This is a genomic window from Amycolatopsis sp. La24, assembly GCF_029087445.1.
In the GTDB taxonomy this organism is placed as follows: Bacteria; Actinomycetota; Actinomycetes; order Mycobacteriales; family Pseudonocardiaceae; genus Amycolatopsis; species Amycolatopsis nivea.
The window spans coordinates 1-23369 of sequence record NZ_JARACH010000012.1 but is presented as its reverse complement, the minus strand read 5'-3'; the positions used below and the strand labels follow the sequence as shown (position 1 = coordinate 23369).

The window sequence follows — 23369 nt, the reverse complement described above, 5'->3', positions numbered from 1 at the left end:
TTCAGAAGGTGATCACCTGACGGACCGCGCCCCCGTCCCGCAGCCGGGCGAAACCGGCGTTGATCTCGTCCAGCGCGATCGAATGCGTCAGCAACGCCTCCACCGGCAGCAACCCCGCCTGGTACAGCGCGATGAACCGGGGCACATCCCGCCGCGGCACGCACGAACCGAGGTAGCTCCCCCGCAGGGTTTTCTCCTCGGCTACCAGGCTTTGCGCGGGCAGGGTCAGTCCGGCGGACGGGTCCGGCAGGCCCACGGTGACGGTCGTCCCGCCGGGCCGGGTCGCGTCGTAAGCCTGGCTCAGCGCGGCGACCACGCCGGTGGTGTCGACGGCGTAATCCACCCCGCCATCGGTCCGCTCGCGGATCTCCGCGACGTCACTCAGCACCGTGGCACCCAGCGAACGCGCCAATTCCCGCTTGCTCGCGACCGGATCGATCGCGAGCAGCGTGCTGGCACCGGCTGCCTTCGCGGCGAGCAGCGCGGAGAGGCCGACCCCGCCGAGACCGAACACGGCCACGCTGTCGCCGGGACGCACGTCCGCCGCGTTGAACACCGCTCCGGCGCCGGTCAGCACCGCGCAGCCGAACAATGCCGCGATGTCGAACGGCAGTGCTTCGTCGATCCGCACCGCCGACCGGTCGGACACGACCACGTGCGAGGCGAACGCCGAAACCCCGAGGTGGTGCAACGGGTTCCCGGCCGGCGACGACCACCGGACGTCGCCGCCCAGCAGTGTGCCCTCGCGGTTGGCCGCCGCGGCGGGACCGCACAGCGCGGGGCGGCCGGCCGTGCACGGGGCGCAGTCGCCGCAGGAGGGCACGAACGTCAGGACTACGTGTTCGCCGGGCCGGAAGTCGCTGCCCGGACCGGCTTCGACGACCTCGCCGGCGGCCTCGTGGCCGAGCACCATCGGCACCGGACGCGGCCTCGACCCGTCGATCACCGACAGGTCCGAATGGCACAGCCCGGCCGCGCGCACCCGCACCAGCAGTTCGCCGGGACCGGGCGGGGCCAGCGTCAGCGTCTCGATCTCCAGCGGTTTCCCGACCTCGCGCAGGACCGCGCCGCGGACCTCCATCACGCGCCGACCGGGACGCAGCGGGTGACCTGCCGGTCGGACAGCAGCGGCACGACCTCGCCGAGCACGATCCGGGTGAAGTGCTCCGACGCGCAGTGCGCGGTGAAGTCCGCCTCGCCGTCGTATTCCTCGACGATCACCACGACGCCGTCCTCGATTCCCGTGTGGACGGTGTACCGCAGGCACCCGGGCTCGCGCCGCGACGCTTCCGCCATCGGGCCGAGCAGTTCGACGACCCGGTCCCGCTCCGCGGTTACATACCGGGCCACCACTACGAAACTCATTCTTCTCCTGTACGCAGCCGGGACCGGGTCAGCGACCACAGCCCCGGATCGGAGGACGCGGCAGCCGCCGCGCCCATCGCCAACGAATGCGCCACCCCGTCGCGGTCGGTGACGAAACCGGCCGCGACGAACGGCGACATGACTTCCCTCGCGGACTCGGACATCCACGGGATGATCGGGGCGGGCATCAGCTCCACCAGATCCGGCCCGCTGCGCTTGACCGCCTCCAGGCTCCGGTTCAGGTTCGAGCGGTCGGTGACGAACACCTTGTGCATGGTCAGCATCGACAGCGCCCGGGCCCGTTCGATCGGCGCGACCCGCGTGCTGACCACCCCGGCCGCCCCGATCTCCTGGAGGAAGTCCACGCCCGCGCGGTCGGTGGCGAGCCCGGGGCACGAATCGATGTTGACGAACACGAGCTTGTCCCGCCCGGCGAGCGCCGCCACGATCTTCGGCAGCTGCCCGACCGGAACCGACGCCAGGATCCCGACCCGGGACGCCGCGGCCACGAAATCCGGCACCTTCGCGACGCCGACGACCGACGCGCACACCGGGACGTCCTCGAACGCCGCCGTGATCTTCTCGTTCATGGCCTCCACCGTTTCATGCCCGCTGCCGCTCCCCCGTCCCCGCCGCCTCGAAGGTCCGTGAGGGTTCCCTCACGGACCGGCACAGCCCCGTCAGCCGCGGCGGTCAGCTCGCGGGACCCGCTGGACTCGCGCCCCGCCACTGTCCGTGAAGGACTCCTTGAGGGAATCTGATTCCCGCAAGGAGTCCTTCACGGACCTCAAGCCCGGGTCAGCTGGCCGAGTCCAGTGGGTTCGGGCCGAGGTCGGTGGGCAGGCCGAGCTTCCCCGGGTTCAGCAGCCCGGCCGGGTCCAGCGCCCGCTTCACCTCGACGAACGTCCCGAACCCGCTGCCGAGCGCATCCTCCAGGTACGGCCCGCGCAGCAGCCCCGACCCGTGGTGGTGGCTCAGCGCCGCCCCGTGCCGTACCAGCACCGCGTTCGCGGCATCCCACGCCGACCGGTACCAGTGCCGCCGCTTCTCCGGCTCCACGTCGCCGCGCAGCGAGAAGTACAGGCAGGCCCCGTCGGTGTAAGCGTGCGACTGGTGCGCCGACGCCGCCAAAGTCCCCGGCACCGCCTGGATCGCGGCCACCACCTCGTCGTAGATCGCCGGGAGCGCGGACCACGCACCGGCCATCTCGAGGGTGTCGGCGACGAAGCCCGGACCCTGGGTGAACCCGTCGGCGGACTTGCCGACCAGCATCCGCTCGTCCAGCCAGCGGTCGAACACCGGCTGACCGTCCAATTCGGACCCCGTCGCGGCGCATTCCTCGGCGCTCACCTGGATCATCGCGTCGACCAGCACCGGGTCGCCCTCGTCGGCGATGAGCAGCAGGTTGGTGTCCGGCTGCCCGAAGTGCGTGCCGCTCTCGTGCTTGTCGTACAGCCGCATCGCGGCCGGGGTGGCGCCGCGCTGCATGATCCGGCGGCAGGCGTCGAGCCCGGCGGCGAAGGTCTCGAAGCCGTACGCGATGGCCTTCGAGTACGTCGGCAGCGGGTGCGTGCGCAGCCGCACCGCGGTGATCACGCCGAGGGTGCCTTCCGAGCCGACGAACAGCTGCCGCAGGTCGGGGCCGGTCGCGGCGCGCGGGTAGTCGCCGAAGCGGGCCAGGGAGCCGTCGGCGAGGACGACGTCGAGGCCGACGACCATGTCCTCGATTTTCCCGTACCGGGTGGACAGCTGGCCCGCGCCGCGGCAGGCCACCCAGCCGCCGACGGTGGAGATCGCGAACGCGGACGGCCAGTGCCCGGTGGTCGCGCCGTGCGTCTCCTGCAGTTCCTTCTCGAACAGGTCGCCGAACATGCCCGCCTGCACTTCGACGATCTGCGATTCGGCGTCGAACGACACGATCTTGTCGAGACCGCACACATCCAGCACGACCCCGCCGTACACCGGCAGCGCGGCCCCGGTGACATTGCTGCGGCCCGCCGACACGGTCAGCGGCACCCGGTGCTCGGCGCACAGCCGCACCGCGGCCTGGATCTGCTCCACGGTGCTCACCTCGGCGATCACCGCGTCCGGGGTCGCCGGGGCGCCCGCGGTCTCGCCGATCATCGAGCCCGCCCACCAGTCGCGGGTGCGCAGCACGACCTCGTCGCGTTCGGTGTGCACCGCGTCCGCCAGCTCGCGCAGCGCCTCGGTCAGCGCGGCGGGCACGGCCACCGCGGCGGTCTGCAGCGACGCGTCGCCCTTGCCAGGTTCGGTGCGTCCGCCCCAGCGCGGCGGCGTCGGCGCGCCGACCACGTAATTGCCCCGGTTGAACGGGTGCGTGACGGTCTGACGGCTGATCATGCGTTGGCTCCCAACAGGTTGTCTCCGAACAGGATCGACTTCTCCCGGGCGACGTCCGCCCGGTACTGCTCCACTTGCGCCGCAACGGTTTCCGGGCTCAGGCCGAGTTCCGCACCGAGCAGTTCGCCGACAAGCGGAGCGGCCTCGACCGACGCGTCCCGCGCGAACAGCCGCAGCCGGGTCCGCCGCGACAGCACGTCGTCCACGGAGCGCGCCATCTCCGAGCGCGCCGCGAACACGACCTCCGCCTTGAGGAACGGCTGCCCCTCGATGAGCGGCTCCCCCAGCGCCGGGTTCTCGTCGACCAGCGCGCTCACGAACCGCGCCTCGGTGCCGTACCGGCCGCCGAGGTGCGCGGCGACGCCACCTGTCGCGGCCGTCGCCTCCGCGTCGTATCCGGCACCGCCGATCAGCGGCAGATTCTTGGTGCGGCACTTGGCTTTCCGGCCCAGCAGCCCGAGCGCCTTGTCCACGACCAGCTCGCCCATGTGCCTGCTCGTGGTGAGCTTGCCGCCGGTCACCGTGACCATCCCCGCGGACACGGTGATGTGGTGGTCGCGGCGCATGTCCAGCGTCGCGCCCTCCTTGCCGCCGACGAGCGGACGCAGGCCCGCGTAGCTGCCCAGCACGTCGCTGGCGTCGAGCTTGGTGTCGAAGGCGATCTGGGCGCCTTCGAGGAGGAAGTCCATTTCCTCGCGGGTGCAGTGCACGTCGTCGGTCGAGCCGGTGTAGTCGGTGTCAGTCGTACCGACCACGACGACGTCGCCCCAGCGCGTGCAGGTGGCCCGCCGCGCGCGGCCCGGGATCGGCACGGTGACCGTGCAGTCGTTGCGGATCTTCGACCACGGCAGCACGATGTGCACGCCCTTGGCCGGACGGACCTGCGGCTGGTGCCCGCTGTCGGCCATGCCCTCGACCCGGTCCGCCCACACGCCGGTCGCGTTGACCACGACGCGCGCCCGGATGTCGATCTGCTCGCCGTCAGCCTGCACGGTCGCGCCGGTGACCCGCCCGCCCGCGGTGCGCAATCCGGTCACCTCGGCGCCGTTGACCACCACCGCGCCGAGCCGGGCGGCACTGCGGACGATCGCCAGCGTCAGCCGTGCGTCGTCAGCGCGGCTGTCGTAATACATCAGCCCGCCCTTGAGGTTTTCCGCGCGCAACGTGGGCGCGTGCGCGAGCACCTCGTCCACGGTCAACCGCTGGTGCAGCTTGCCGATCCGCCAGCCGCCCGCGAGGTCGTAGGTCCACAAGAGACTCTCGAACGCCTTGGCGATGCGCGCGTCGAAAACACCGTCCTTGGCCAGGATCGGGAACAGGAAAGGCAGCCGCTGCACCAGATGCGGGGCGTTGCGGCGGAACCGCTGCCGTTCCAGCAGCGAATGCCGGACCAGGTCGAGGTTGCCCTGCTCGATGTAGCGCAGCCCGCCGTGCACCATTTTGGACGACTTCGACGAGGTTCCGGACGCGAAGTCGTCGCGCTCCACCAGCGCCACTTTGAGGCCGCGGGAGGCGGCGTCGAGCGCGGTGTAGGCGCCGGTGACGCCGCCGCCGATCACCAGCACGTCGAACGTGCCGGTTTCGAGGTCGGTCAGCGCGGTGCGGCGGTCCAGCCGCAACGGCGCGGACAGGGTCGCCCTCGCGGCGACGGCGTTCGGCCGTCGGGACGGCAGTGTGAACATGAGCTTGTCTCTCCACTCAACAGTTGAAAGCGTCCACAGAGGACGGTCAGGACAGCGAAGCCGCGAGCACGCTCTGCCAGCGGGCACGCAGTTCGCGCCGTTCGTCCTCGGGCAGCCGAGGCTCGAAGACCTCGCCGTTCCCCAGGTTCGCAACGGCTTCGGCCAACGACGGCCACACGCCGAGCCGGACGCCCGCGAGATACGCGGCGCCCCGAAGGCTGGCGGTCGCCGAATCGGCCACTCGCTCGATCTCGACTCCGGCGAAATCGGCTTGGCTTTGCAACAAGACGTCGCTGGCGGCCAATCCGCCGCCGGCACGCAGGCGGGTCACCGGCCGGTTCATCGTCGTCCGCAGCGCGTCGACGGTGTCGCTCACCGCGTGCGCGATCCCGTCGAGCACCGCCCGCGCCACCACGTCGCGGGTGGTGGCCAGGCTCAGCCCGGTCAGCAATCCGCGCGCACCGGGCCGCTGCACCGGCGTGCGCAGCCCGGCCAGCGTCGGCACGAACCAGGTCGAGGTGCTTCCCGGCTGGGCCGCCGCCAGTTCGCTGATCTCGGCGGCGGAACGGAACAGCCCGAGATCCTCGGTGAGCCACCGCAAGGCGGAACCGGTGGTGGAGGTGTAGGCCTCCAGGCTGAACCGGCTGTGTCCCGCGCTGCGCCAGCCGACGAGGCACAGCACGCCGTCGACCTGGCCGAGCCCGTCCGGCGGTTCGTCCCCGGCCAGCGCGCCGACGAACGTGCCGGTGCCGTGCACGCAGGTGCCCTGGCCCGGGGTCAGCGCGCCGAGCGCGATCAGCGAGGCGTGCTGGTCGCCCATCACCGCGGCGATCGGCACCTCGATGCCGAGCAGACCCGGGTCGGTGCGCCCGAAATCGCCGTCGTCGTCGACCGGCGGCGGGGCCAGCTCGGCCGGGAAACCCAGTGCGGCCAGCCATTCCCGGTCCCACGCGTGCTCGCGCAGCCGGTACCCGCCGAACGCGACGGCGTTGGTCGCCGACATGACATACCTGGTGCGGCCGCTGAGATGCCACACGAGCCACGTGTCGACCGAACCGAACAGCACGCGGTCGGCGGGCACGTCGAGCTGGTCGAGCTGCCGCGCCGCCCAGAGGAACGGCGCGCGGGTGCCGACCGGGCGGCCGGTCCGCTCCCACAGCACCGGATCCCACTCCGGAGCGAGCTTCGCCAGCTCGTCCGCGTACCGGGTGTCCTGCCATACCACGGCCGGAGCCAGCGGCCGCCCGGTCTCGCGGTCCCACAGGATCGCGGTGGCGCGCTGCGTGCACACCGACATCCCGACGATCTCGACGCCGTTCTCCCCCGCCCACGCGATCGCCTGACGGGCGACGTCGACGGTGCGCTCCAGCAGTTGCGCCGCGTCCTGCTCCACTCGCGAAGGTTCCGGATGGACGACGTCGACGGCGGTGTAGAACGACGGGCCGGACATCCCGTCCTCGCCGACCACCGCTGCCCGCGTGCCGGTCGAACCCTCGTCGACCGCCAGGATTCCGCGCCGCGTCACGCCGTCCTCCCCGGCAGCGAGATCTCCTCGTCGTCCGGGTCGACGCCGCTGCGGGTCGGGTCCCAGCGCACGACCAGGCAGGACACCAGGCCGAGCGCGGGCACCGCGGCGAGCAGCGCGATCGTCGGGCCGAGGCCGATCGCCTCCTTGATCTGCGGGAACACGTACAGCCCGATGACGCTGCCGAAGCTGCCGAGCATGCCGGTCACGCCGGTGCCTAGGGTGCGCACGTCGCTGCGGTAGGACAGCGCCGCGATCGACTTGCCGTTCGCGCCGGGGCCGGCGGAATGGAAGAAGATGAACAGGAACGGCAGCAGGAACCCGATCGCGATCGGCAGCTTCCCGAAGCCCAGCCCCATCACCAGCAGGATGGCGAACGCGAAGGCGTAGCCGACCGCCGAGCTGACCCGCAGCCCGATCTTCCGGCCGAACCACGCCGACAGCGCGCCGCCGACGATCCCGGCGACGTTGAACACCATCGACCCGAGCGTGGCCGTCTCGAATTCGTTGCCGAAGATCGCGAGGCTGATCACCGGCAGGTACCAGCCGATCGCGAAGTACTGCATCGCCTGGGTCAGCGAGATCGCCGTGGACAGGAAGGTGCGCTGCAGGTACGGCTTCCGGAACAGCACGCCCGCGTGCCGGAACCCGATCTTGCGCTCCTCGGCCGCGACGTCGCCGCCGCTGGCCGTTCCCGGCTCCACGTCGAAACCGTAAATCCGGCGGAGGCTGCGCGCCGCTTCGGCCAAGCGGCCCTTGGACGCGAGCCAGGACGGGCTTTCGGTGAGGAACGCGATCTGCAGCACCAGCAGCGCGAGCGCGAAGACCCCGGCCGAGCCGACCGACCAGCGCCAGATCTCCACCGAAACGCCGGCTTGGTAGAAAAGCAGCGTCAGGGCGAGGTTCACCGTGGTGGCGACGTACCAGACGGACTGCCACAGGTTCAGCCGTCCGCGCAGCTTCGCCGGGGTGTACTCGGCGAGCAGGGCCATCGCGACCGCGAAGTCGATGCCGTAGGCGACGCCGACCAGCGCGCGACCGGCCCAGACCGCCTCGAAACTGCCGCCGGTCGCGGTGAGCACCGCGCCGAGCCCGGCGATCGCTTTCGCCGCGATCAGCGGTTTGACCCGGCCGATCCGGGCGGCCAGCCAGCCGCCCGCCGGGTTGAACAGGATGGCGACCGCGGGCGCGGTCGCGGTGAGCAGGCCGACCTGGCCCGCGCTGAGCCCCAGTTCCTTGGTCATCGGAGCGAGGCCGGCGCCGAGCGCGGCGTTCGAGTAGGCGTCGAGGAACAGCCCGCCCAGGACCAGGTACCACAGCAGGTTCGCCTTGCGCGGCAACTTCGACAACGTGTTGATCAGCGCGGTGACCTGCGAAACATTCGCGATCGATCGCGGCGTTGCGACCGTGGGTGAACTCATGGACCGCCAACTTTCTGCGCTGGCTGTCAGCGATCCCGGCATACAAAAAACAGACACGACGAAGACCGCTGACAGTGGCTCTTCGTCTGTGCCTGTCTGAGAACGCAAGATTAAGCGGCGTGCTCGCGGGCGTCAAGCGGCCCGCGAGCACGCGTCGGTCAGAGCACCTTTTCCAGGAAGGCCTGGGCGCGCGGATTCGCGTTGCCCGCGGAGAAGAACTCGGCAGGCGGCAGGTCGGCGGCGATCTTCCCGCCGTCGACGAAGACCACGCGGTCGGCGACCTTGCGGGCGAACCCCATCTCGTGGGTGACCACGAGCATCGTCATGCCGTCCTTGGCGAGCTCGGACATGATGTCGAGGACGTCCTGCACCACCTCGGGATCCAGCGCCGAGGTCGGTTCGTCGAAGAGCATCAGCTTCGGGTCCATCGCGGCCGCGCGGACGATCGCGACGCGCTGTTTCTGCCCGCCGGACAACCGGTTCGGGTACGCGCCGGCGCGGTCGAGCATGCCGACGCGTTCCAGCAAGGCGCGCGCCTTCGCCTCGGCCTCCTCTTTGGACCGTTTGAGCACGTTCATCTGTGGCAGCACGACATTGCGCAGCACTGTCATGTTCGGGAACAGGTTGAAGTGCTGGAACACCATGCCCATCCGGGACCGCAGCCGGTCGAGATCGACGCCGCGCCCGGTCAGTTCCTCGCCGTCGAACGAGACGCGGCCCGACGTCGGGGTCTCCAGGAGGTTGAGGCAGCGCAGGAAGGTGGACTTCCCGCCGCCGCTGGGCCCGATCACCGCGACGACCTGACCGGGTTCGATCGCGAAGTCGATCCCGTCGAGCACCTGGACGTCCCCGTAGGACTTGGCGAGGCCGTGAACTTCCAACAGTGCCATCAGATGTACACCGCCATCTTCTTCTCGAGGGTGCGCGTGGTGCCGCTGATCAGGTTGGTGAGCAGGTAATACAGCAGGCCGATGAACAGGTACACGGTCAGCGCGTCGAAGGTGCGGGAGATGATGGTCTGCCCGACCAGGAACAGCTCGTGGATGGTCACGAAGGACACCAGCGCCGAGTTCTTCGTCAGCGACACGAATTCGTTGCCCAGCGGCGGAAGCATCCGCAGAAACGCCTGCGGGATGATCACGTGCCGCATCGCCGAGGCCTGCGACATGCCGCACGACCGCGCCGCTTCCAGCTGTCCGCGGTCGATCGACTGCACGGCCCCGCGGAAGATTTCGGTCACGTACGAGCCGCTGTAGAGCCCGAGCGAGATGATGCCCGCGGTCATCGGCGGGAGCTGCAGGCCGAGCTGCGGCAGTCCGAAGTAGATGAAGAACAGCTGCACCACGAACGGCGTCCCGCGGATCACCGACACGTAGACGTTGCCGATCCACCGGACCGGCGCGATCTTGCTGAGCTTGGCGAATCCGCCGAGCGTGCCGAGCAGCAGGCTCAGCGCCAGCGCGAGCAGGATCACTTGGAGGCTGACCAGCAGGCCCTGCCAGAGCTGTCCCGAGGAGTCGACGATGGTGGAGAAGTTGAACAGCGAGTGCCCGCCCGACTTCGCAGCGGTGCTTTCCGCGCCGAACCACTTTTCGGTGGACTGCTTGTAAGTGCCGTCGTCGCGCATCTGCTTGAGCGCCGTGTTGAACGCGGTCCGCAGTTCGGTGTCGGCCTTCTGGAAGGCGTAGCCGTAGTTCTCCTCGGTCAGCCGGTCGCCGACCTGCTTGAGGCCGCCCTGCTGCGCGATGAAGTACTTCCCGGCGGGAGCCCCGGTGACGACCGCGTCGGCCTGGCCGAGTTTCACCGACGAGAACATCTGCTCGTTGGTCTGCGCCGTGATCAGCTGCGCGGCGGGCTGGTGCTGGGTGAGCCAGTCGACCGACTTCGTGCCCACCTGGACCGCGACCCGCTTGCCGGCGAGATCCTTGAGCGAGGTGACGGAGTTGTCCTTGTCGGACACGAAAACCGCGAGCCCGCCCGGATAATAGATGTCCGAGAAGTCGACGGCCTTCTCCCGCGCGGGGCTGATGTAGATCGCCGACGCGCCGACGTCGATCTGGTTCGCCTGCAGCGCCGGGACGATGTTCCCGAACGGCATCTGGACGAAGTCGACCTTCTTGATGCCCGCGCGCTGCGCGAGCGCCCGGACCAGGTCGATGTCGAAGCCGAGCTGACCGCCCTTCGCGTCGGTGAACTCGAACGGCGGGAACGTGGCGTCGGTGCCGACCCGGAGCGCGGTCTGCCCGGACCGCAGCGCGGCGAGCTTCCCGCCCTGCGGCTCGGCCGCGCTCGCCGCGCTCACGGGCAGGAACGCGAGCAGGCAGGCCAGCAGCACGGCGCCGAGCCGCGGCCAGATTCGCTGAGGGGGCATGGTCACTGTCCTTCCGGGACCGGACGGCTCGTCACGAGCGTGTGCGCGAGGCGGGCCGCGATCCGGGCTGTGCGGTGGTCGACGTCGTAGACGGGGTTCAGTTCGGTGAGGTCGGCGAGGGCGAGCTTCGGGTCGCTCGCGACCAGCCGGCACACCTCGAGGACGACCGCGGCGGGTACGCCGAGGGTCGAGGGAGCGCTGACGCCCGGCGCCTGCGCGGCGGGGAGGACGTCGAGATCGATCGACAGATACAGCGCGTCGACGTCCGCGACGAAGGCCCGGACGAAGTCGAGAACTCTTTCCAGACTGCGTTCCTGGCAGTCGAGGTCCAGGAGGTGGCGGACGTTCAGCCCGGCGGCCGTCTCGAACAACGCGGCGGTGTTGCCGGGTTCGCTGATTCCGACCACGGCGTAGGCGAATTCCGCGCCGCGTTCGGCTTCCGCGGCGGCGATCTGCCGGAACGGGGTGCCTGAGGACGCCCGGTCGGCCGTCCGCAGGTCGAAATGCGCGTCGAGGTTGAGGATGCCGAGGCGGCGGCCGTCCAGCAGGCCGCTGCGGACGAGGCCGAGGTAGGAGCCGTACGCCGTTTCGTGGCCGCCGCCGAGCACCAGCGGGAGGTTTCCGTCGCTGAGCTGCTTCGCGACCAGCTCGCCGAGGTTTTCCTGCCCCGCTTCCAGCTCGTCGCCTTCGACGACGACGTCCCCCGCGTCGCTGAGCACGAACTCCGGCCGGATCGCGAACGACGCCAGCGCCTGCCGGATCGCTTCCGGTCCGCCTCGTGCTCCCGGCCGTCCGCCGTTGCGCCGGACCCCGGCGTCGCTGGCGAACCCGATCAGCGAAACCCCGGGGCCGCTGGAGAATTCGTTGACGGCGTGGTGCCATCGGCGGTGTTCCGGACCGCTGCCGTCCTCGCGTCCGGTCCACTTCCTGGTGCTCACACGTGCTCCTGCAATCGGCTGATGTCCTGCGCGGCGGCGTGGGTGAGCGTGACGAGGGAATCGCGGCGAGGGCGCACGCGAAAGTCGGGGGCCATCGTGCTCACCGCGCCGACGAGCTTGCGGTGCCGGTCCAGCACCGGCACGCTCACGCCCCACACCCCCGGGTCGACCTGGCCTACGCTCTCCGCGAAGCCCTGGTCCCGGACCCGGCGCAGTTCCGTTTCGAGCTTCGCAACCTGCTCCCCGCTCAGCCCGTGCGCCTTCGCCGAATCCGCGACCCGGTCCTCCGGCAGGTGCGCCAGCAACGCCTGCGCACTCGCCCCGAAGACGAGCGGCTTGCTCAGCCCTGGCGAGAAACTGCACCGGATGACGCGGGTCCCCTCGGCCGCTTCGACGCAGAGCACGTCGTTGTCGCGCGCGATGAGGAACGCGGCGAGCTCGTCGGTGTCCGCGGCGAGCTGCCGGAGCCGCCGCTTGACGCCGCCCTGGCCGAGCGCCTCGCGGCGGTAGTTCTCGGCCATCTGGACGGTGAGCGAGCCCGCGCAGTACCGGCCGCGGGTGCGCGACTGGTGCACGAGGCCGGTCTCGACGAACGTCGTCAGGTAGCGGTACACGGCACTGGACGGGATCCCGGTGCCGACGGAGATCTCCTCCGCCGTGGCGCTCTCCCGCTCGGCGAACACCGCCAGGATCCGCGCCGCCCTGGTCCCGGCTCTCCGGTTGGCATCCGCGCTTGTCATGGCGGGCACGCTACGTCGCGGACGGGCGGGTTCCTAGCCGCTTTTCCCAGTTAATGGGAAGTTTATTCCCGGTGATTGGCTGTGTGCGGAGCGGAGCCGTGCTCGCTGCTCCGTGGACTGTCCGCCCGCCTGCCCTCGGTGCCGTTCGTGAGGGGGCCCCTGAGGGAATCTGATTCCCTCAGGGGCCCCCTCACGACCATCAGCACCGCGACGCGGTCCGGGCGAGCGGAAACGAAGCGCCGGAAACTCCCGCGACACGGGCGAATGCCATCCGGAATACTCCCCTGGTGTTCCTGACAGTCACCACCACCCACCAGCCCGCGTCCGACCTGGGGTACCTGCTGCACAAGCACCCGGGCCGGGTGCAGTCGTTCGAGCTTTCCGCCGGGCAAGCGCACGTCTTCTACCCCGAGACGTCCGACGAGCGGTGCACCGCCGCGCTCATGCTCGAGGTCGACCCCGTGGCGCTGGTGCGCGGCAAGACCGGTGCCGGCGACGGGTTCACGCTCGGCCAGTACGTCAACGACCGTCCCTACGCGGCGTCGAGCCTGCTTTCCGTGGCGCTCAAGGAAGTTTTCCGCACCGCGCTCGCCGGGCGGTGCAAGTCGCATCCGGAGCTGGCGGCCGCTGCGATCCCGCTCGACATCCGGGTGCCCGCCTGTCCGGGCGGCGCCGACCTGGTGCGCCGGATGTTCGAACCGCTCGGCTGGACGGTCGAGGCCGCCGTGCTTCCGCTGGATCCGCAGTTCCCGCAGTGGGGCGATTCACGCTATGTCGACCTGCGGCTCACCGGCGAGTTCCGGCTGGCCGACGCGCTCAACCACGTCTACGTGCTGCTCCCGGTCCTCGACAACGCGAAGCATTACTGGGTCAGCGAAGAGGAGATCGACAAGCTTCTGCGCGCCGGCGGCGACTGGCTCGCCGGGCATCCCGAGAAGGAGCTGATCACCCGCCGCTACCTCGCGCATCGCCGGGCATTGACGACCGCTGCGTTGACGCGGCTGGCCGAAGTGGACGATTCCGAGCCCGAGGAAATCGACAACGCGCTCGCTGCACCCGCCATCCTCGAAGCGCCGGACCGTCCGGTGCCGTTGGCCGAGCAGCGGCGCGGCACGATCATGGCCGTCCTCCGGTCTCTGCAAGCGCGTTCGGTCGGCGACTTCGGCTGCGGCGAGGGCGCGCTGGTGCGCGACCTGCTGGCCGAGAAGTCGGTGGAGCGGATCGTGGCCACGGACGTCTCGGCTCGCGCGCTGCAGGTCGCGGCGCGGAAGCTGCGGCTGGAGCGCAGGTCCGAAATGGAGCGTTCGAGGCTGGAAATGCTGCAGTCCTCGCTCACCTACCGCGACGACCGGCTCGCCGGGCTCGACGCGGCGGTGCTGATGGAGGTCGTCGAGCACGTCGACCCGCCGCGGCTCGAAGCGCTGGAGCGCACGGTGTTCGAGTTCGCCGCGCCGCGCGCGGTCATCGTGACCACGCCCAACCGCGAGTACAACGTGCGTTTCGAGTCGCTGCCCGCGGGCAAGCTGCGCCACCGCGACCACCGTTTCGAGTGGACGCGCGCCGAGTTCCGCGTGTGGGCGGAGCGGGTCGCGAGCAGTCACGGCTACGGCGTGCGGATGCTGCCGGTCGGTTCCGACGACCCCGAGGTCGGTCCGGCGACGCAACTGGCTCTGTTCACGAAAGGAGACGCGGCATGAGCACGCTTGAAATCCCCGATTTGTGCCTCGTCGTGCTCGTCGGCGCGAGCGGGTCCGGCAAATCGACGTTCGGCCGCACGCATTTCAAGCCGACCGAGGTGATTTCGTCGGACTTCTGCCGCGGGCTGGTGTCCGACGACGAGAACGACCAGTCGGCGACCAACGACGCCTTCGACGTCCTGCACTACATCGCCGGCAAGCGGCTCGCCGCCGGACGGCTGACCGTGATCGACGCCACCAACGTGCAGCCCGACTCGCGCAAATCGCTGGTCGCGCTGGCGAAGGAACACGACGTCCTGCCGGTGGCGATCGTCTTGGACCCGCCGGAATCGCTGTGCGTCGCGCGCAACGCCGAGCGCCCGGACCGGACCTTCGGCGCGCACGTGGTCCGGCGGCAGCGAGATCAGCTGCGCCGCGGGTTGCGGAGTCTGCAGAAGGAAGGCTTCCGGACAGTGCACGTCTTGCGCACGCCGGAGGAGACCGCCGAGGCGACGATCACGCGCGTCCCGCTGTACAACGACTTGCGGCACGAGACCGGGCCGTTCGACATCGTCGGCGACATCCACGGCTGCCGCGTAGAGCTTGAAGCGCTGCTCGGCGAACTCGGCTATGCCGTCGAGCGCGACGACGAGGGCCGTGCGATCGGGGCGCGGCATCCGGAGCGGCGGGCGGTGTTCGTCGGCGATCTCGTCGACCGCGGCCCGGACACGCCGGGCGTGCTGCGGCTCGTCATGGGCATGGTCCGCGCCGGAAATGCCTTCTGTGTCACCGGAAACCACGAGCACAAGCTGCTGCGTGCGCTGCGCGGCCGGAACGTGCAGGTCACGCACGGGCTCGCGGAGTCGATCGAGCAGCTCGCGGCGGAGACGGCCGAATTCCGGGCCGAAGCACAGGAATTCATGGACGGCTTGATCAGCCACTACGTCCTGGACGGCGGCAAGCTGGTCGTCGCGCACGCGGGGATCACCGAACGCTTCCAGGGCCGCGCGTCCGGGCGGGTGCGGAGCTTCTGCATGTACGGGCAGAGCACCGGCGAGACCGACGAATTCGGCCTGCCCGTGCGCTATCCGTGGGCGAACGAGTACCGCGGCCGCGCGATGGTCGTCTACGGCCACACCCCGGTGCCCTCCGCGGAATGGGTGAACAACACCCTGTGCCTGGACACCGGTTGCGTGTTCGGCGGAACGCTCACTGCCTTGCGGTATCCGGAAAAGGAGATCGTCTCCGTCCCGGCGGCCGAGGTTTATTACGAGCCCGCCAAGCCGTTCCCCGCCAACCCGGCCGCCGCGGAGCCGGTCGCACGGCGCGACCCGGGCGTTCTCGACCTCACCGACGTCCTGGGCCGCCGCGTGATCGAGACTGCCTACCAGAAGCGGGTCGGTGTCCGCGAAGAGAACGCCGCGGCGGCTTTGGAGGTGATGTCGCGGTTCGCGATCGACCCGCGCTGGCTGGTCTACCTGCCGCCGACGATGTCGCCGGTCGCCACCGCGACGGCCGACGGGCTGCTGGAACACCCTTCGCAGGCGTTCGACTATTTCCGCGCGGAAGGCGTGGATTCCGTGGTGTGCGAGGAAAAGCACATGGGTTCGCGCGCCGTCGCCCTCGTGTGCCGCTCGCTCGACGCGGCCCGCGCCCGCTTCGGCGCACCCGGCGACGCCCTCGGCGCGGTGTGGACGCGAACCGGACGGCATTTCTTCCCCGAAACGCTGACGGCCGAAGCGGTCGACCGCATCCGCGCGGCCGCGGAGAAGGCCGGTCTGTTCGACGAACTCGGCTCGGACTGGCTGCTGCTCGACGGCGAACTGCTGCCGTGGAGCGTGAAGGCCGAGCAGTTGCTGCGCGAGCAGTACGCGGCGGTCGGCGCTGCTGCCCGCTCGGCGCTCCCGGCTGCCGTGAGCGCACTGGCCGCCGCTGAGACGTCCGGCCTCGACGTGTCCGCTTTGTTGGAGCGCACGCGTTCCCGCGCCACCAACGCGGACGCGTTCGCCGAGTCGTACCGACGCTATTGCTGGCCGACCGACGGCCTCGACGGCGTGCGCTTCGCGCCGTTCCAGGTGCTGGCGTCGGCGGGCCAGGCCCACCACAAGCGGCCGCACGATTGGCACCTCGCCCTGGCCGACCGGCTCGTCGAAAGCAGCGACGGTTTCCTGACCCCGACGGGACGGTTGCCGGTCAACACCACCGACCCCGCCTCAGTCGCGGCGGCCGTCGACTGGTGGACCGAACTCACCGCGAACGGCGGCGAGGGCATGGTGGTCAAACCGGCCGCCAACCTGGTCCGCGGCTCGCGCGGGCTGGTGCAGCCGGGGCTGAAGGTCCGCGGACGGGAGTACCTGCGGATCATCTACGGCCCCGACTACACCGAGGAACGGCACCTGACCCGGCTGCGGCAGCGAGGCCTCGGCCACAAGCGATCACTGGCGCTCCGGGAGTACGGCCTCGGCCTCGAAGCCTTGGACCGCCTCGCCCGCGACGAGCCGATGTGGCGCGTGCACGAGTGCGTTTTCGCCGTGCTGGCCTTGGAATCGGAGCCGGTCGACCCTCGCTTGTAGACAGTGCGACGCAGAGAGACCGGTGCGTTCCCGCGGTGTTCCGCGGAAACGCACCGGTCGCTGCGCACTCGAACTCAAGCCGTATACGGCGACCGCTGCTCCAACGACGGGCTCACATCCGGATGCCGGCCCTCCTGACCCGGCACCGGCGTCACCGTCGGAGCCTGCAGGTCCGTCTCCGACCGGCGCGCCCGCCGCTCGTCCCGATGCGCGATCGCGTCCGCCACGTCCTGCTCCCCGCGAATCCGCGCCAGCGCACCCAGCGTCGCCGCGTGCGCCAACGCCAGGATCAGCAACAGCACGCCCACCCGGCCGACCACGCCCGGCAAGTCGCTGCCGCCGAGGTCGACGAGCGACACCAGGGCCAGGACGCCCAGGGTCACGAGGTGGAACAACACGGTCACCAGCCGGGTCATCGACGCGCCGGCTCCGGGGTCCCCGTAGGCGTTCGCGAGGTAACGGCGGCCGCTGCGGTAGATGATCTGGCCGTCCACCAGGACCAGCGCGATCCCGATCGCGAGGAACGAGAGGTATGCGTTGGTGCTCATGCCGGGTACTCCTTTCCCTGCGTGCTCCGATCCCCCGGTTACCCGCCGTGCCGCGCCGGAAACGGGCCGTTCGGGTGCCGCCGGACGGGGATGATTGGCGGCGCGCGGGGCGGGGTAACCCGAAACGCATGGTTCAGCGCGACACGGACGGAACGGGCGTGCTGACCGCGGCTTCTCCCGTGGTCGAGCTGCGTCTGCCGGCACACGGGGAACTGCTCTTCCTGGCCCGGCTGGTGGCCGAGGACGTCGCCGCCTCGGCGGAGTTCACCGTCGACGAGGTGGCCGATCTCCGGCTGGCCGTGGACGAGGCGGTCGCGGCGCAGGCGCGCCGGGCGGACGACGGCGCGGTTCTCGAATGCGCGTTCCGCTGCGCCGGCCGGATGACAGTCACCGTCGCCACCACGTCGTCGTGGGCGTTCCCGCCTGGACCGGACGAGGTCGGCTGGCACATCCTGCGCGCGCTGACCGACGCGCTCGACGCCTGGACCGAACCCGCGCCCGGCACGGACGGCTGGCGGCTGTGCGTCGAGTTCGCCAAGGAACCGTTCCCTGACCAGCGCTGAGTTTTGCTTCCGCCCGAACGGGAAACCGGCCCGCATGCGCCGAGTGGACGAACTCCTCGCCGAACACGGCACGACGTTCGCCGAGGAAGCCGGGATCAAGCTGGCCGACAAACCGCAGCCGCTGTACCGGTTGCTGGTCCTCGCCACCCTGCTGTCGACGCGGATCAGCGCCGGCATCGCGGTCGCCGCCGCACGCGAACTCTCCCGTTCGGGCTGGCGGTCCCCGGCCGCGATGCGCGATTCCACGTGGCAGCAACGCGTTGACGCACTCGGCCGCGCCCACTACGTCCGTTACGACGAAAGCACTTCGCACCACCTCGGCGAAGGCACCGAGTTCATCCGCGACCAGTATCGCGACGACCTGCGCCGCATGGCCGACGCCGCCGACGGCGACCCGCGACAGCTGGAAAAGCTCCTCGCCGAGTTCCCTCGGATCGGCCCGACCGGCGCGCAGATCTTCTGCCGCGAGGCACAGGCGGTGTGGCCGTGGCTGCGTCCGTACTTCGACCGAAAAGCCTTGGCCGGCGCGAAGAAAGCCGGTCTGTCCACCGATCCGAAACGTCTGGCGAAACTGGTGCCTGGCGAAGATTCGGCCCGGCTGGCGGCAGCGCTGGTGCGGCGGAGCTTGCAGCGCTAGCCCGGGTGTTCCTCGACGCCCTCCCGGACAATCGCGACCGGACACGGTGCGTGATAGGCCATCGCGTGGCTCACCGAACCGAGGAACGCACCCCGCAACGCACCGCGACCGTGCCCGCCGACCACCAGCAGCGTCGCCGACTCCGCGTGGTCCAGCAGCACCTCGGCCACGCTGCCGAGCGCGACCTCCCGCCGCACCACGACGTCCGGATGCCGCTCGCCGAGACCGGTGAGCGATTCCGCGAGCAGCCGTTCGCCCTCGTCCTCCGGGGTCTGCTGCCCCTCGCCGCCGGAACGGGCCGGGCCGAAGACGTCCTCCGGCGGTTCCGACCACACGTGCACCGCGTGCAAGGCGCAACCGTGGCGGTCGGCGAAGTCGTACGCGTACCGCACCGCCGCGACGCTCGCCGGCGATCCGTCCACGCCGACCACCACGCGTCCGGTCTTCTTCCCCGACGGACGGACCACGACGACCGGACGCGCACTCGTGTGCACCACCTGCGAGGCGGTCGACCCGAGCAGCAGCCGGGGCAGCCCGCCGCGCCCGGACGCGCCGACCACGATCAGCTCCGCCTGCCGTCCGATGTCCGCCAGTTCCCAGCTCGCCCGCCCGAACCGCACCCGCGTGCGCACCGGCAGCCCCGGCCGTTTCCGGCCGATCTCGGCGGCGACCTCGGCCAGCTCCTTCTCCGCGTAGTCCACCACGGACTGATCGGCCACGATCTCGCCCGCCACCGGCGTGATCACGCCGGGCACGAAGTCCACGTTCGGCATCGGCAGCATCATCGTCCGGACGAGCACGAGACAGGTCCCGAGTGCCTCCGCCTCGGCGGCCGCCCAGTCGACGGCCAGGCGGGCGCCGTCGGATCCGTCGTCCCCGACCACGACTCCCGGTTCGGCCCGGTCCGCTTCGTCCATCACCGGCCTCCGTTCCCGTGCGGCGCTTTCCCGGGAGGTACCCGGTCGCCTCGCCCGGCAATCGGGCCCCGCCCCGAGCTGGCTACCCCGTCACCGCGGCTTCGGCGGGACGGGCGGCTCCGGCGGCGGCAACGGCCCCGGCCCGGGACGCGGCGGCGGGGCGGGCTCCGGCGGGAACGGCGGCACCGGCTCCGGCGGCGACGGGACGGGCTCCGGTCCAGGCGGCACGGGGTGCACCATGACGGGCTCCTTCCTCGGTCGAATCCTCCGTCCCCGGCTACCCGGCGGAGCGGCTCCGGACACGTCGGATCCGGCAGCCAGCCCCGCTGCCCGCGCGGGGAAACCGAGCCCACGCTCCGCATCGTGCGTCTGCTGCTCAGGGGAAACCGTGCCGGAGCTCAGCAGGCAAGGAGCCGTGGCCGACACGCGAACAACCAGGCCCGTTCCCCGCGACGTGGGCCGAAAGCCCCAACCGCTGCTCAGCGAACGAAACCCGTGCTCGACTCCCGATCACCCGGCTCCACGGCCCAGGCCGTTCCGCGCGCCGAGAGGCGGAAGCCAGCCGCTGCTCAACGGGCAAAACCCATCGCCGCCACGCGATCGCCCGGTCAGCGCCCGCGACGCTCCGGCCGTCACACCGGGTCGGGCTCCCCCATCTCCGCGATCGGCCCGTCCAATTCCTCGTGCCGGGCGGCGAGCGTGCCCGCCAGGTGGACCAGCTTCACGTTCAGCTGCTGCGAGGTCCGGCGCAGCAGGTCGAACGCCTGCTGCGCGTCGAGCCCCCGGCGCGCCATGATGATGCCTTTCGCCTGGCCGATCACGTCGCGGCTGTCCAGCGCGCGCCGCAACTGGGCCTGGTTCAGCTCGTTGCGGGTCACCGCGTCCGTTTCGGCCACCGCGAGGGTCGCGTGGCTGGCCAGGAGCAGCACGACGTCGCGGTCGGCATCGGTCAGGCCGCCGGGAGTGCGCGAGTAGAGGTTGAGCGCGCCGGAGAACCGCGCCACGGCGTCGTCGGCCAGTGCGGTCGCCAGCACCGCGCGCCAGCCCAGCTCGGCTACCGCCGGGGACCACCGCGGCCACTGTGCGTCCCGGCGCAGTTCAGCGGCTTCCAGGAACTCGGGGCGGTCCGGCACCGCCGCGTCGTGGCACGGGCCTTCCTCGAGCTTGTACTGCAGCAGGTCCAGGTCGGCGGCCGCCGGATCGGTGTAGGCCGCGGTGTGGAAGTTGCCGTCCGGCGCGCGCAGCGTGATCGACACCAGATCGGCGGCGGGCACCAGCGAAGCCGTCGCGTCCACGATCAGCTGCAGGACATCGCCGACGCTCCGCGCCGCCAGAAGCATCTCCGTGAGAGTCCGGAACCGCTCGCCGGACGGCCGCAGCGATTTGTCGTCGTACGCCAGCGCCTCGGACGCCGAATCGGAGAACAGGACGCCCTCCTCCTCGAGCACCTGGCGGGCCACCCCGCCCTCCTGGCAGGCGAAGACCGCTTCGCTCGGCTGGGCGGTCTCGCGCAGCGCTGCGAGGTCTTCGCGGGAGAACGAGGTCAGCTCGCTCAGCTCGAAAACCACCGTCCGCGGCTCCGCGGCCAGCGCCTTGCCCACCTCTCCGCGCAACCCCGTGGGGTCGCCGCTCAGCCGCACCACGGCCGAGCAATCGACCGTTCCGCCCTCCACGGTTACCTCCCTTCGGCCCGGACGTTCTCCAGCGCTTGCCACGGTACTCGGATCTCGGGCGCGCGGCAGGGTCCTCGCTCGGCTCCGCCCAGCTCACGGGCACAGTTCGAGCCCGGCCCGCTGAGCGGGCCGGGCCGGGCGAACGGGGTTAACGGACGTCAGCCGCCAGCGTGCTCGGGGCAGCGCTCGGCGCGAGGGCGTCGGAGAGGCGTTCGACCACCCGCAGCTCCCGGTCGAGCCCGAGAACGCGCAGCGGCCGCAGGACGGCGTGCTGTGCGGCGACCACGACGAACGCGACGCCCGCCAGGGACGCCTCCCGCGCGGCTTCGACCAGTACTTCCAGGCCGCTGACCGAACAGAACGTGAGGCCGGAGACGTCGACGACCACCTTCGGCGGGCCCAGCGCGGTCTCCTCGGCCAGCACGTCGCGGAGCCGGTCGGTGGAGCGCCGGTCCAGTTCGTCGGACACCGCGACGACGGTTTCGCCGGCGGTGGCGGTGATCGCGATTCTCGCCGGTGCGCCCGGCAGGCAAGCAAACGTTTCGTGCATCGAGCCCTCCTCGCGGATGCGAGACCGGGCCGAATCAGTGCGGCCCGGCCCCGGGCCCGAATCGAACGGGCCGCTTGGGTCAGGCGACGGCACGTGGGCTGAACCGCTCCTGAACCGACCGTACCGCAGCGCAGTGCCCGCGACCAGCCCGAACCCGGCCCCGCCGGCGGCACTGTGGACGGTCCGGGCCTCGCCCTCGCCCGTGGAACCGTTCCGCACCTGGCGGTTCCGATCGTCCACAATGGACTCCAGCAGCGCGAGGTTTCGCCCGGACCGGCCCGGGTACCCGAACAGCATGGCGACCATCCACGCGACCGCGAGCCCGGACTTGTCCGAACTGCCCCCGGCCGACATCCGCCCGCAGCGGGCGTCGGCCCGCGACACCGGACGCATCCTCGCGCGGGTGGTCGCCCCCACCGTCGGCATCAGACTGATCAAACGCCGTCCCCGCGCGATGGCCGCGGCGCAGAAACTGCACGTCGACCGCTCGGGCATCCGCCTGCTGCACGACCTGCGCGCCCGCTACGGACCCGGCCCGCTCGACCTGCCGGTCCCGGGCCGCTCGTTCCGCCTGGTGCTCGAGGCGAACCACGTCGGCTCGCTGCTGGCGGGCACGCCGAGCCCGTTCAGTCCGGACACCACCGAAAAAGACGCGGCCCTGCGCCATTTCCAGCCGCACGGCGTCCTGATCTCCGGCGGCGCCAACCGCGCGCGGCGGCGGAAGCTCAACGAAACCGTCCTCGAACCGGGCCGGGCCGCACACGAACTCGCGGGCACCTGGGCGGAGACCATCCGCACCGAAGCGCACGAAATGCTTTCCGGCTTCCCGGACCTCGACGCGACCCAGTTCACCGAGCACTTCTGGACGATCATCCGCAAGATCGTGCTCGGCGGCGACACCACGGCCGACCGGCGCGTCACCGATCTGCTGGACCAGCTGCGGCTCAACGCCAACTGGGCCTTCGCGCACCCGCGCCGCGAGGACCAGCGCCGCCAGTTCCAGTCTCTGCTCGACCGTCAGCTCGGCCTGGACCGCCCGGGCAGCCTCGGCGCGGCGATGGCGAACCAGCCGGCCGATGCGGAGGACGATCCGACCGGGCAGGTGCCGCACTGGCTGTTCGCCTTCGACGCCGCCGCGATCGCCACCCTGCGCGCACTTGCCTTGCTCGCAACGCATCCCGACGAGCTCGCCGAGGCCCGCCGGGAAGTCGCCGAAGCGGATCTCTCGAAGCCGCAACAGCTTCCGTACTTGCGCGCCTGTGTCCTGGAGTCCATCCGGCTCTGGCCGACGACGCCCGCCCTGCTGCGCGAAAGCACGGAGGACACCGCGTGGGGCCCCGAGGGCACGTCGTTCCTGATCTACACGCCGTTCTTCCACCGCGACCCGGAAACGTTGCCGTACGCGGATTCCTTCGTCCCGGACATCTGGCTGGACGGCCGCGCCAAAGCCAATCCCGCGCTCGTGCCGTTCAGCGCCGGGCCGGGCGTGTGCCCGGGCCGCGACGTCGTGCTCTTCACCGCGTCAACGCTGCTCGCCGCCCTGTTGCAGCAAGCGGGTTTCGCGCCGCGAGGCACCGCCGCCGACCTCCAGCCAGGACGGCTCCCCGCGACGCTCAACCACTTCGGCATCCGGTTCGCGCTGTCCTGAGCCCTGCAGGTCCGTGAAGGACTCCTTGAGGGAATCTGGCCTGGATCCACCGAGTTGAGGTTTTGCTGATCTTGGTGGTGGGTGTGCGGGTGGTGTTTGTTGGGTGGGCGCGTTGGTGTGGCTGGCGTCGCACCAGCGTGTCCACTGTGGGTTCTCCGGTCGGTGGTGGGCTGGGTCGGCG

General features: G+C 70.9%; 21 protein-coding genes. 5 read left to right on the top strand and 16 right to left on the bottom strand.

Annotation, left to right across the window (positions count from 1 at the left end; translation table 11 throughout):
• Position 1: 1 nt before the first annotated feature.
• The 11 genes from PUT80_RS14550 to PUT80_RS14500 form a co-directional block, all read right to left on the bottom strand.
• Entirely contained in the window at positions 2-1081 is a 1080-nt protein-coding gene (locus PUT80_RS14550; RefSeq protein WP_275292325.1) for a zinc-binding dehydrogenase, read from the bottom strand.
• Complete coding sequence (locus tag PUT80_RS14545) at positions 1081-1365, bottom strand: putative quinol monooxygenase (RefSeq protein ID WP_275292240.1); 285 nt, start codon at positions 1363-1365, stop codon at positions 1081-1083. Before PUT80_RS14545 ends, PUT80_RS14550 begins: the two co-directional genes overlap by 1 nt.
• A complete protein-coding gene (locus tag PUT80_RS14540; protein WP_134662227.1) occupies positions 1362-1955 on the bottom strand; it encodes a glycerol-3-phosphate responsive antiterminator in 594 nt (197 codons plus the stop codon). Before PUT80_RS14540 ends, PUT80_RS14545 begins: the two co-directional genes overlap by 4 nt.
• 208 nt (positions 1956-2163) lie before the next feature.
• Positions 2164-3726 (bottom strand): FAD-binding oxidoreductase, encoded by a 1563-nt coding sequence (locus PUT80_RS14535; RefSeq protein WP_275292239.1) that lies wholly within the window; start codon positions 3724-3726, stop codon positions 2164-2166.
• On the bottom strand, positions 3723-5408 hold the full coding sequence (locus tag PUT80_RS14530; protein ID WP_037812933.1) for a glycerol-3-phosphate dehydrogenase/oxidase: 1686 nt from the start codon (positions 5406-5408) through the stop codon (positions 3723-3725). Before PUT80_RS14530 ends, PUT80_RS14535 begins: the two co-directional genes overlap by 4 nt.
• Positions 5409-5454: 46 nt before the next feature.
• The gene (locus PUT80_RS14525; RefSeq protein ID WP_037812935.1) at positions 5455-6933 is read right to left on the bottom strand and encodes an FGGY family carbohydrate kinase; all 1479 of its coding nucleotides are present in this window, start codon (positions 6931-6933) and stop codon (positions 5455-5457) included.
• Complete coding sequence (locus tag PUT80_RS14520; protein ID WP_275292238.1) at positions 6930-8354, bottom strand: MFS transporter; 1425 nt, start codon at positions 8352-8354, stop codon at positions 6930-6932. The genes PUT80_RS14525 and PUT80_RS14520 overlap by 4 nt, the downstream gene beginning before the upstream one ends.
• Before the next feature lie 158 nt (positions 8355-8512).
• Positions 8513-9244 (bottom strand): amino acid ABC transporter ATP-binding protein, encoded by a 732-nt coding sequence (locus PUT80_RS14515; protein ID WP_134730131.1) that lies wholly within the window; start codon positions 9242-9244, stop codon positions 8513-8515.
• Complete coding sequence (locus tag PUT80_RS14510; protein WP_275292237.1) at positions 9244-10725, bottom strand: ABC transporter substrate-binding protein/permease; 1482 nt, start codon at positions 10723-10725, stop codon at positions 9244-9246. The genes PUT80_RS14515 and PUT80_RS14510 overlap by 1 nt, the downstream gene beginning before the upstream one ends.
• Positions 10726-10727: 2 nt before the next feature.
• A complete protein-coding gene (gene hutG / locus PUT80_RS14505; protein WP_275292236.1) occupies positions 10728-11663 on the bottom strand; it encodes a formimidoylglutamase in 936 nt (311 codons plus the stop codon).
• The gene (locus PUT80_RS14500; RefSeq protein WP_037812938.1) at positions 11660-12403 is read right to left on the bottom strand and encodes an IclR family transcriptional regulator; all 744 of its coding nucleotides are present in this window, start codon (positions 12401-12403) and stop codon (positions 11660-11662) included. The genes hutG and PUT80_RS14500 overlap by 4 nt, the downstream gene beginning before the upstream one ends.
• Positions 12404-12690: 287 nt before the next feature.
• Between PUT80_RS14500 and PUT80_RS14495 the strand changes: the two genes are divergently transcribed.
• Positions 12691-14100, top strand: a complete 1410-nt coding sequence (locus PUT80_RS14495; RefSeq protein ID WP_275292235.1) for a 3' terminal RNA ribose 2'-O-methyltransferase Hen1 — start codon at positions 12691-12693, stop codon at positions 14098-14100.
• Entirely contained in the window at positions 14097-16652 is a 2556-nt protein-coding gene (locus PUT80_RS14490) for a polynucleotide kinase-phosphatase (protein ID WP_275292234.1), read from the top strand. Before PUT80_RS14495 ends, PUT80_RS14490 begins: the two co-directional genes overlap by 4 nt.
• A gap of 74 nt (positions 16653-16726) precedes the next feature.
• Here the strand turns inward: PUT80_RS14490 and PUT80_RS14485 are convergent, their stop codons facing one another.
• The gene (locus PUT80_RS14485) at positions 16727-17200 is read right to left on the bottom strand and encodes a hypothetical protein (RefSeq protein ID WP_037812946.1); all 474 of its coding nucleotides are present in this window, start codon (positions 17198-17200) and stop codon (positions 16727-16729) included.
• A 128-nt stretch (positions 17201-17328) separates the two neighbouring features.
• Between PUT80_RS14485 and PUT80_RS14480 the strand changes: the two genes are divergently transcribed.
• On the top strand, positions 17329-17763 hold the full coding sequence (locus tag PUT80_RS14480) for an anti-sigma factor (protein ID WP_275292233.1): 435 nt from the start codon (positions 17329-17331) through the stop codon (positions 17761-17763).
• 34 nt (positions 17764-17797) lie between these two features.
• Positions 17798-18400, top strand: coding sequence for an endonuclease (locus PUT80_RS14475; RefSeq protein ID WP_275292232.1), 603 nt, complete (start codon positions 17798-17800; stop codon positions 18398-18400).
• Here PUT80_RS14475 and PUT80_RS14470 read toward each other — a convergent pair.
• The 4 genes from PUT80_RS14470 to PUT80_RS14455 form a co-directional block, all read right to left on the bottom strand.
• Positions 18397-19317, bottom strand: a complete 921-nt coding sequence (locus PUT80_RS14470) for a universal stress protein (protein WP_275292231.1) — start codon at positions 19315-19317, stop codon at positions 18397-18399. The genes PUT80_RS14475 and PUT80_RS14470 overlap by 4 nt on opposite strands.
• Positions 19318-19407: 90 nt before the next feature.
• Positions 19408-19557, bottom strand: a complete 150-nt coding sequence (locus PUT80_RS14465; protein ID WP_200864586.1) for a hypothetical protein — start codon at positions 19555-19557, stop codon at positions 19408-19410.
• A 392-nt stretch (positions 19558-19949) separates the two neighbouring features.
• The gene (locus PUT80_RS14460; protein ID WP_275292230.1) at positions 19950-20990 is read right to left on the bottom strand and encodes a GAF and ANTAR domain-containing protein; all 1041 of its coding nucleotides are present in this window, start codon (positions 20988-20990) and stop codon (positions 19950-19952) included.
• 148 nt (positions 20991-21138) lie between these two features.
• Positions 21139-21540, bottom strand: coding sequence for an STAS domain-containing protein (locus tag PUT80_RS14455; protein WP_051728945.1), 402 nt, complete (start codon positions 21538-21540; stop codon positions 21139-21141).
• 295 nt (positions 21541-21835) lie between these two features.
• On the opposite strand from PUT80_RS14455, the gene PUT80_RS14450 reads away from it, so the two are divergent.
• On the top strand, positions 21836-23188 hold the full coding sequence (locus tag PUT80_RS14450) for a cytochrome P450 (RefSeq protein ID WP_275292229.1): 1353 nt from the start codon (positions 21836-21838) through the stop codon (positions 23186-23188).
• Positions 23189-23369: the final 181 nt, after the last annotated feature.

Coding starts and splice junctions, on each gene's coding strand:
- PUT80_RS14550 (WP_275292325.1), bottom strand. CDS start 1,081: ATGGAGGTCCGCGGCGCGGTCCTGCGCGAGGTCGGGAAACCGCTGGAG.
- PUT80_RS14545 (WP_275292240.1), bottom strand. CDS start 1,365: ATGAGTTTCGTAGTGGTGGCCCGGTATGTAACCGCGGAGCGGGACCGG.
- PUT80_RS14540 (WP_134662227.1), bottom strand. CDS start 1,955: ATGAACGAGAAGATCACGGCGGCGTTCGAGGACGTCCCGGTGTGCGCG.
- PUT80_RS14535 (WP_275292239.1), bottom strand. CDS start 3,726: ATGATCAGCCGTCAGACCGTCACGCACCCGTTCAACCGGGGCAATTAC.
- PUT80_RS14530 (WP_037812933.1), bottom strand. CDS start 5,408: ATGTTCACACTGCCGTCCCGACGGCCGAACGCCGTCGCCGCGAGGGCG.
- PUT80_RS14520 (WP_275292238.1), bottom strand. CDS start 8,354: ATGAGTTCACCCACGGTCGCAACGCCGCGATCGATCGCGAATGTTTCG.
- PUT80_RS14515 (WP_134730131.1), bottom strand. CDS start 9,244: ATGGCACTGTTGGAAGTTCACGGCCTCGCCAAGTCCTACGGGGACGTC.
- PUT80_RS14510 (WP_275292237.1), bottom strand. CDS start 10,725: ATGCCCCCTCAGCGAATCTGGCCGCGGCTCGGCGCCGTGCTGCTGGCC.
- PUT80_RS14500 (WP_037812938.1), bottom strand. CDS start 12,403: ATGACAAGCGCGGATGCCAACCGGAGAGCCGGGACCAGGGCGGCGCGG.
- PUT80_RS14490 (WP_275292234.1), top strand. CDS start 14,097: ATGAGCACGCTTGAAATCCCCGATTTGTGCCTCGTCGTGCTCGTCGGC.
- PUT80_RS14485 (WP_037812946.1), bottom strand. CDS start 17,200: ATGAGCACCAACGCATACCTCTCGTTCCTCGCGATCGGGATCGCGCTG.
- PUT80_RS14480 (WP_275292233.1), top strand. CDS start 17,329: ATGGTTCAGCGCGACACGGACGGAACGGGCGTGCTGACCGCGGCTTCT.
- PUT80_RS14475 (WP_275292232.1), top strand. CDS start 17,798: ATGCGCCGAGTGGACGAACTCCTCGCCGAACACGGCACGACGTTCGCC.
- PUT80_RS14470 (WP_275292231.1), bottom strand. CDS start 19,317: ATGGACGAAGCGGACCGGGCCGAACCGGGAGTCGTGGTCGGGGACGAC.
- PUT80_RS14465 (WP_200864586.1), bottom strand. CDS start 19,557: ATGGTGCACCCCGTGCCGCCTGGACCGGAGCCCGTCCCGTCGCCGCCG.
- PUT80_RS14455 (WP_051728945.1), bottom strand. CDS start 21,540: ATGCACGAAACGTTTGCTTGCCTGCCGGGCGCACCGGCGAGAATCGCG.
- PUT80_RS14450 (WP_275292229.1), top strand. CDS start 21,836: ATGGCGACCATCCACGCGACCGCGAGCCCGGACTTGTCCGAACTGCCC.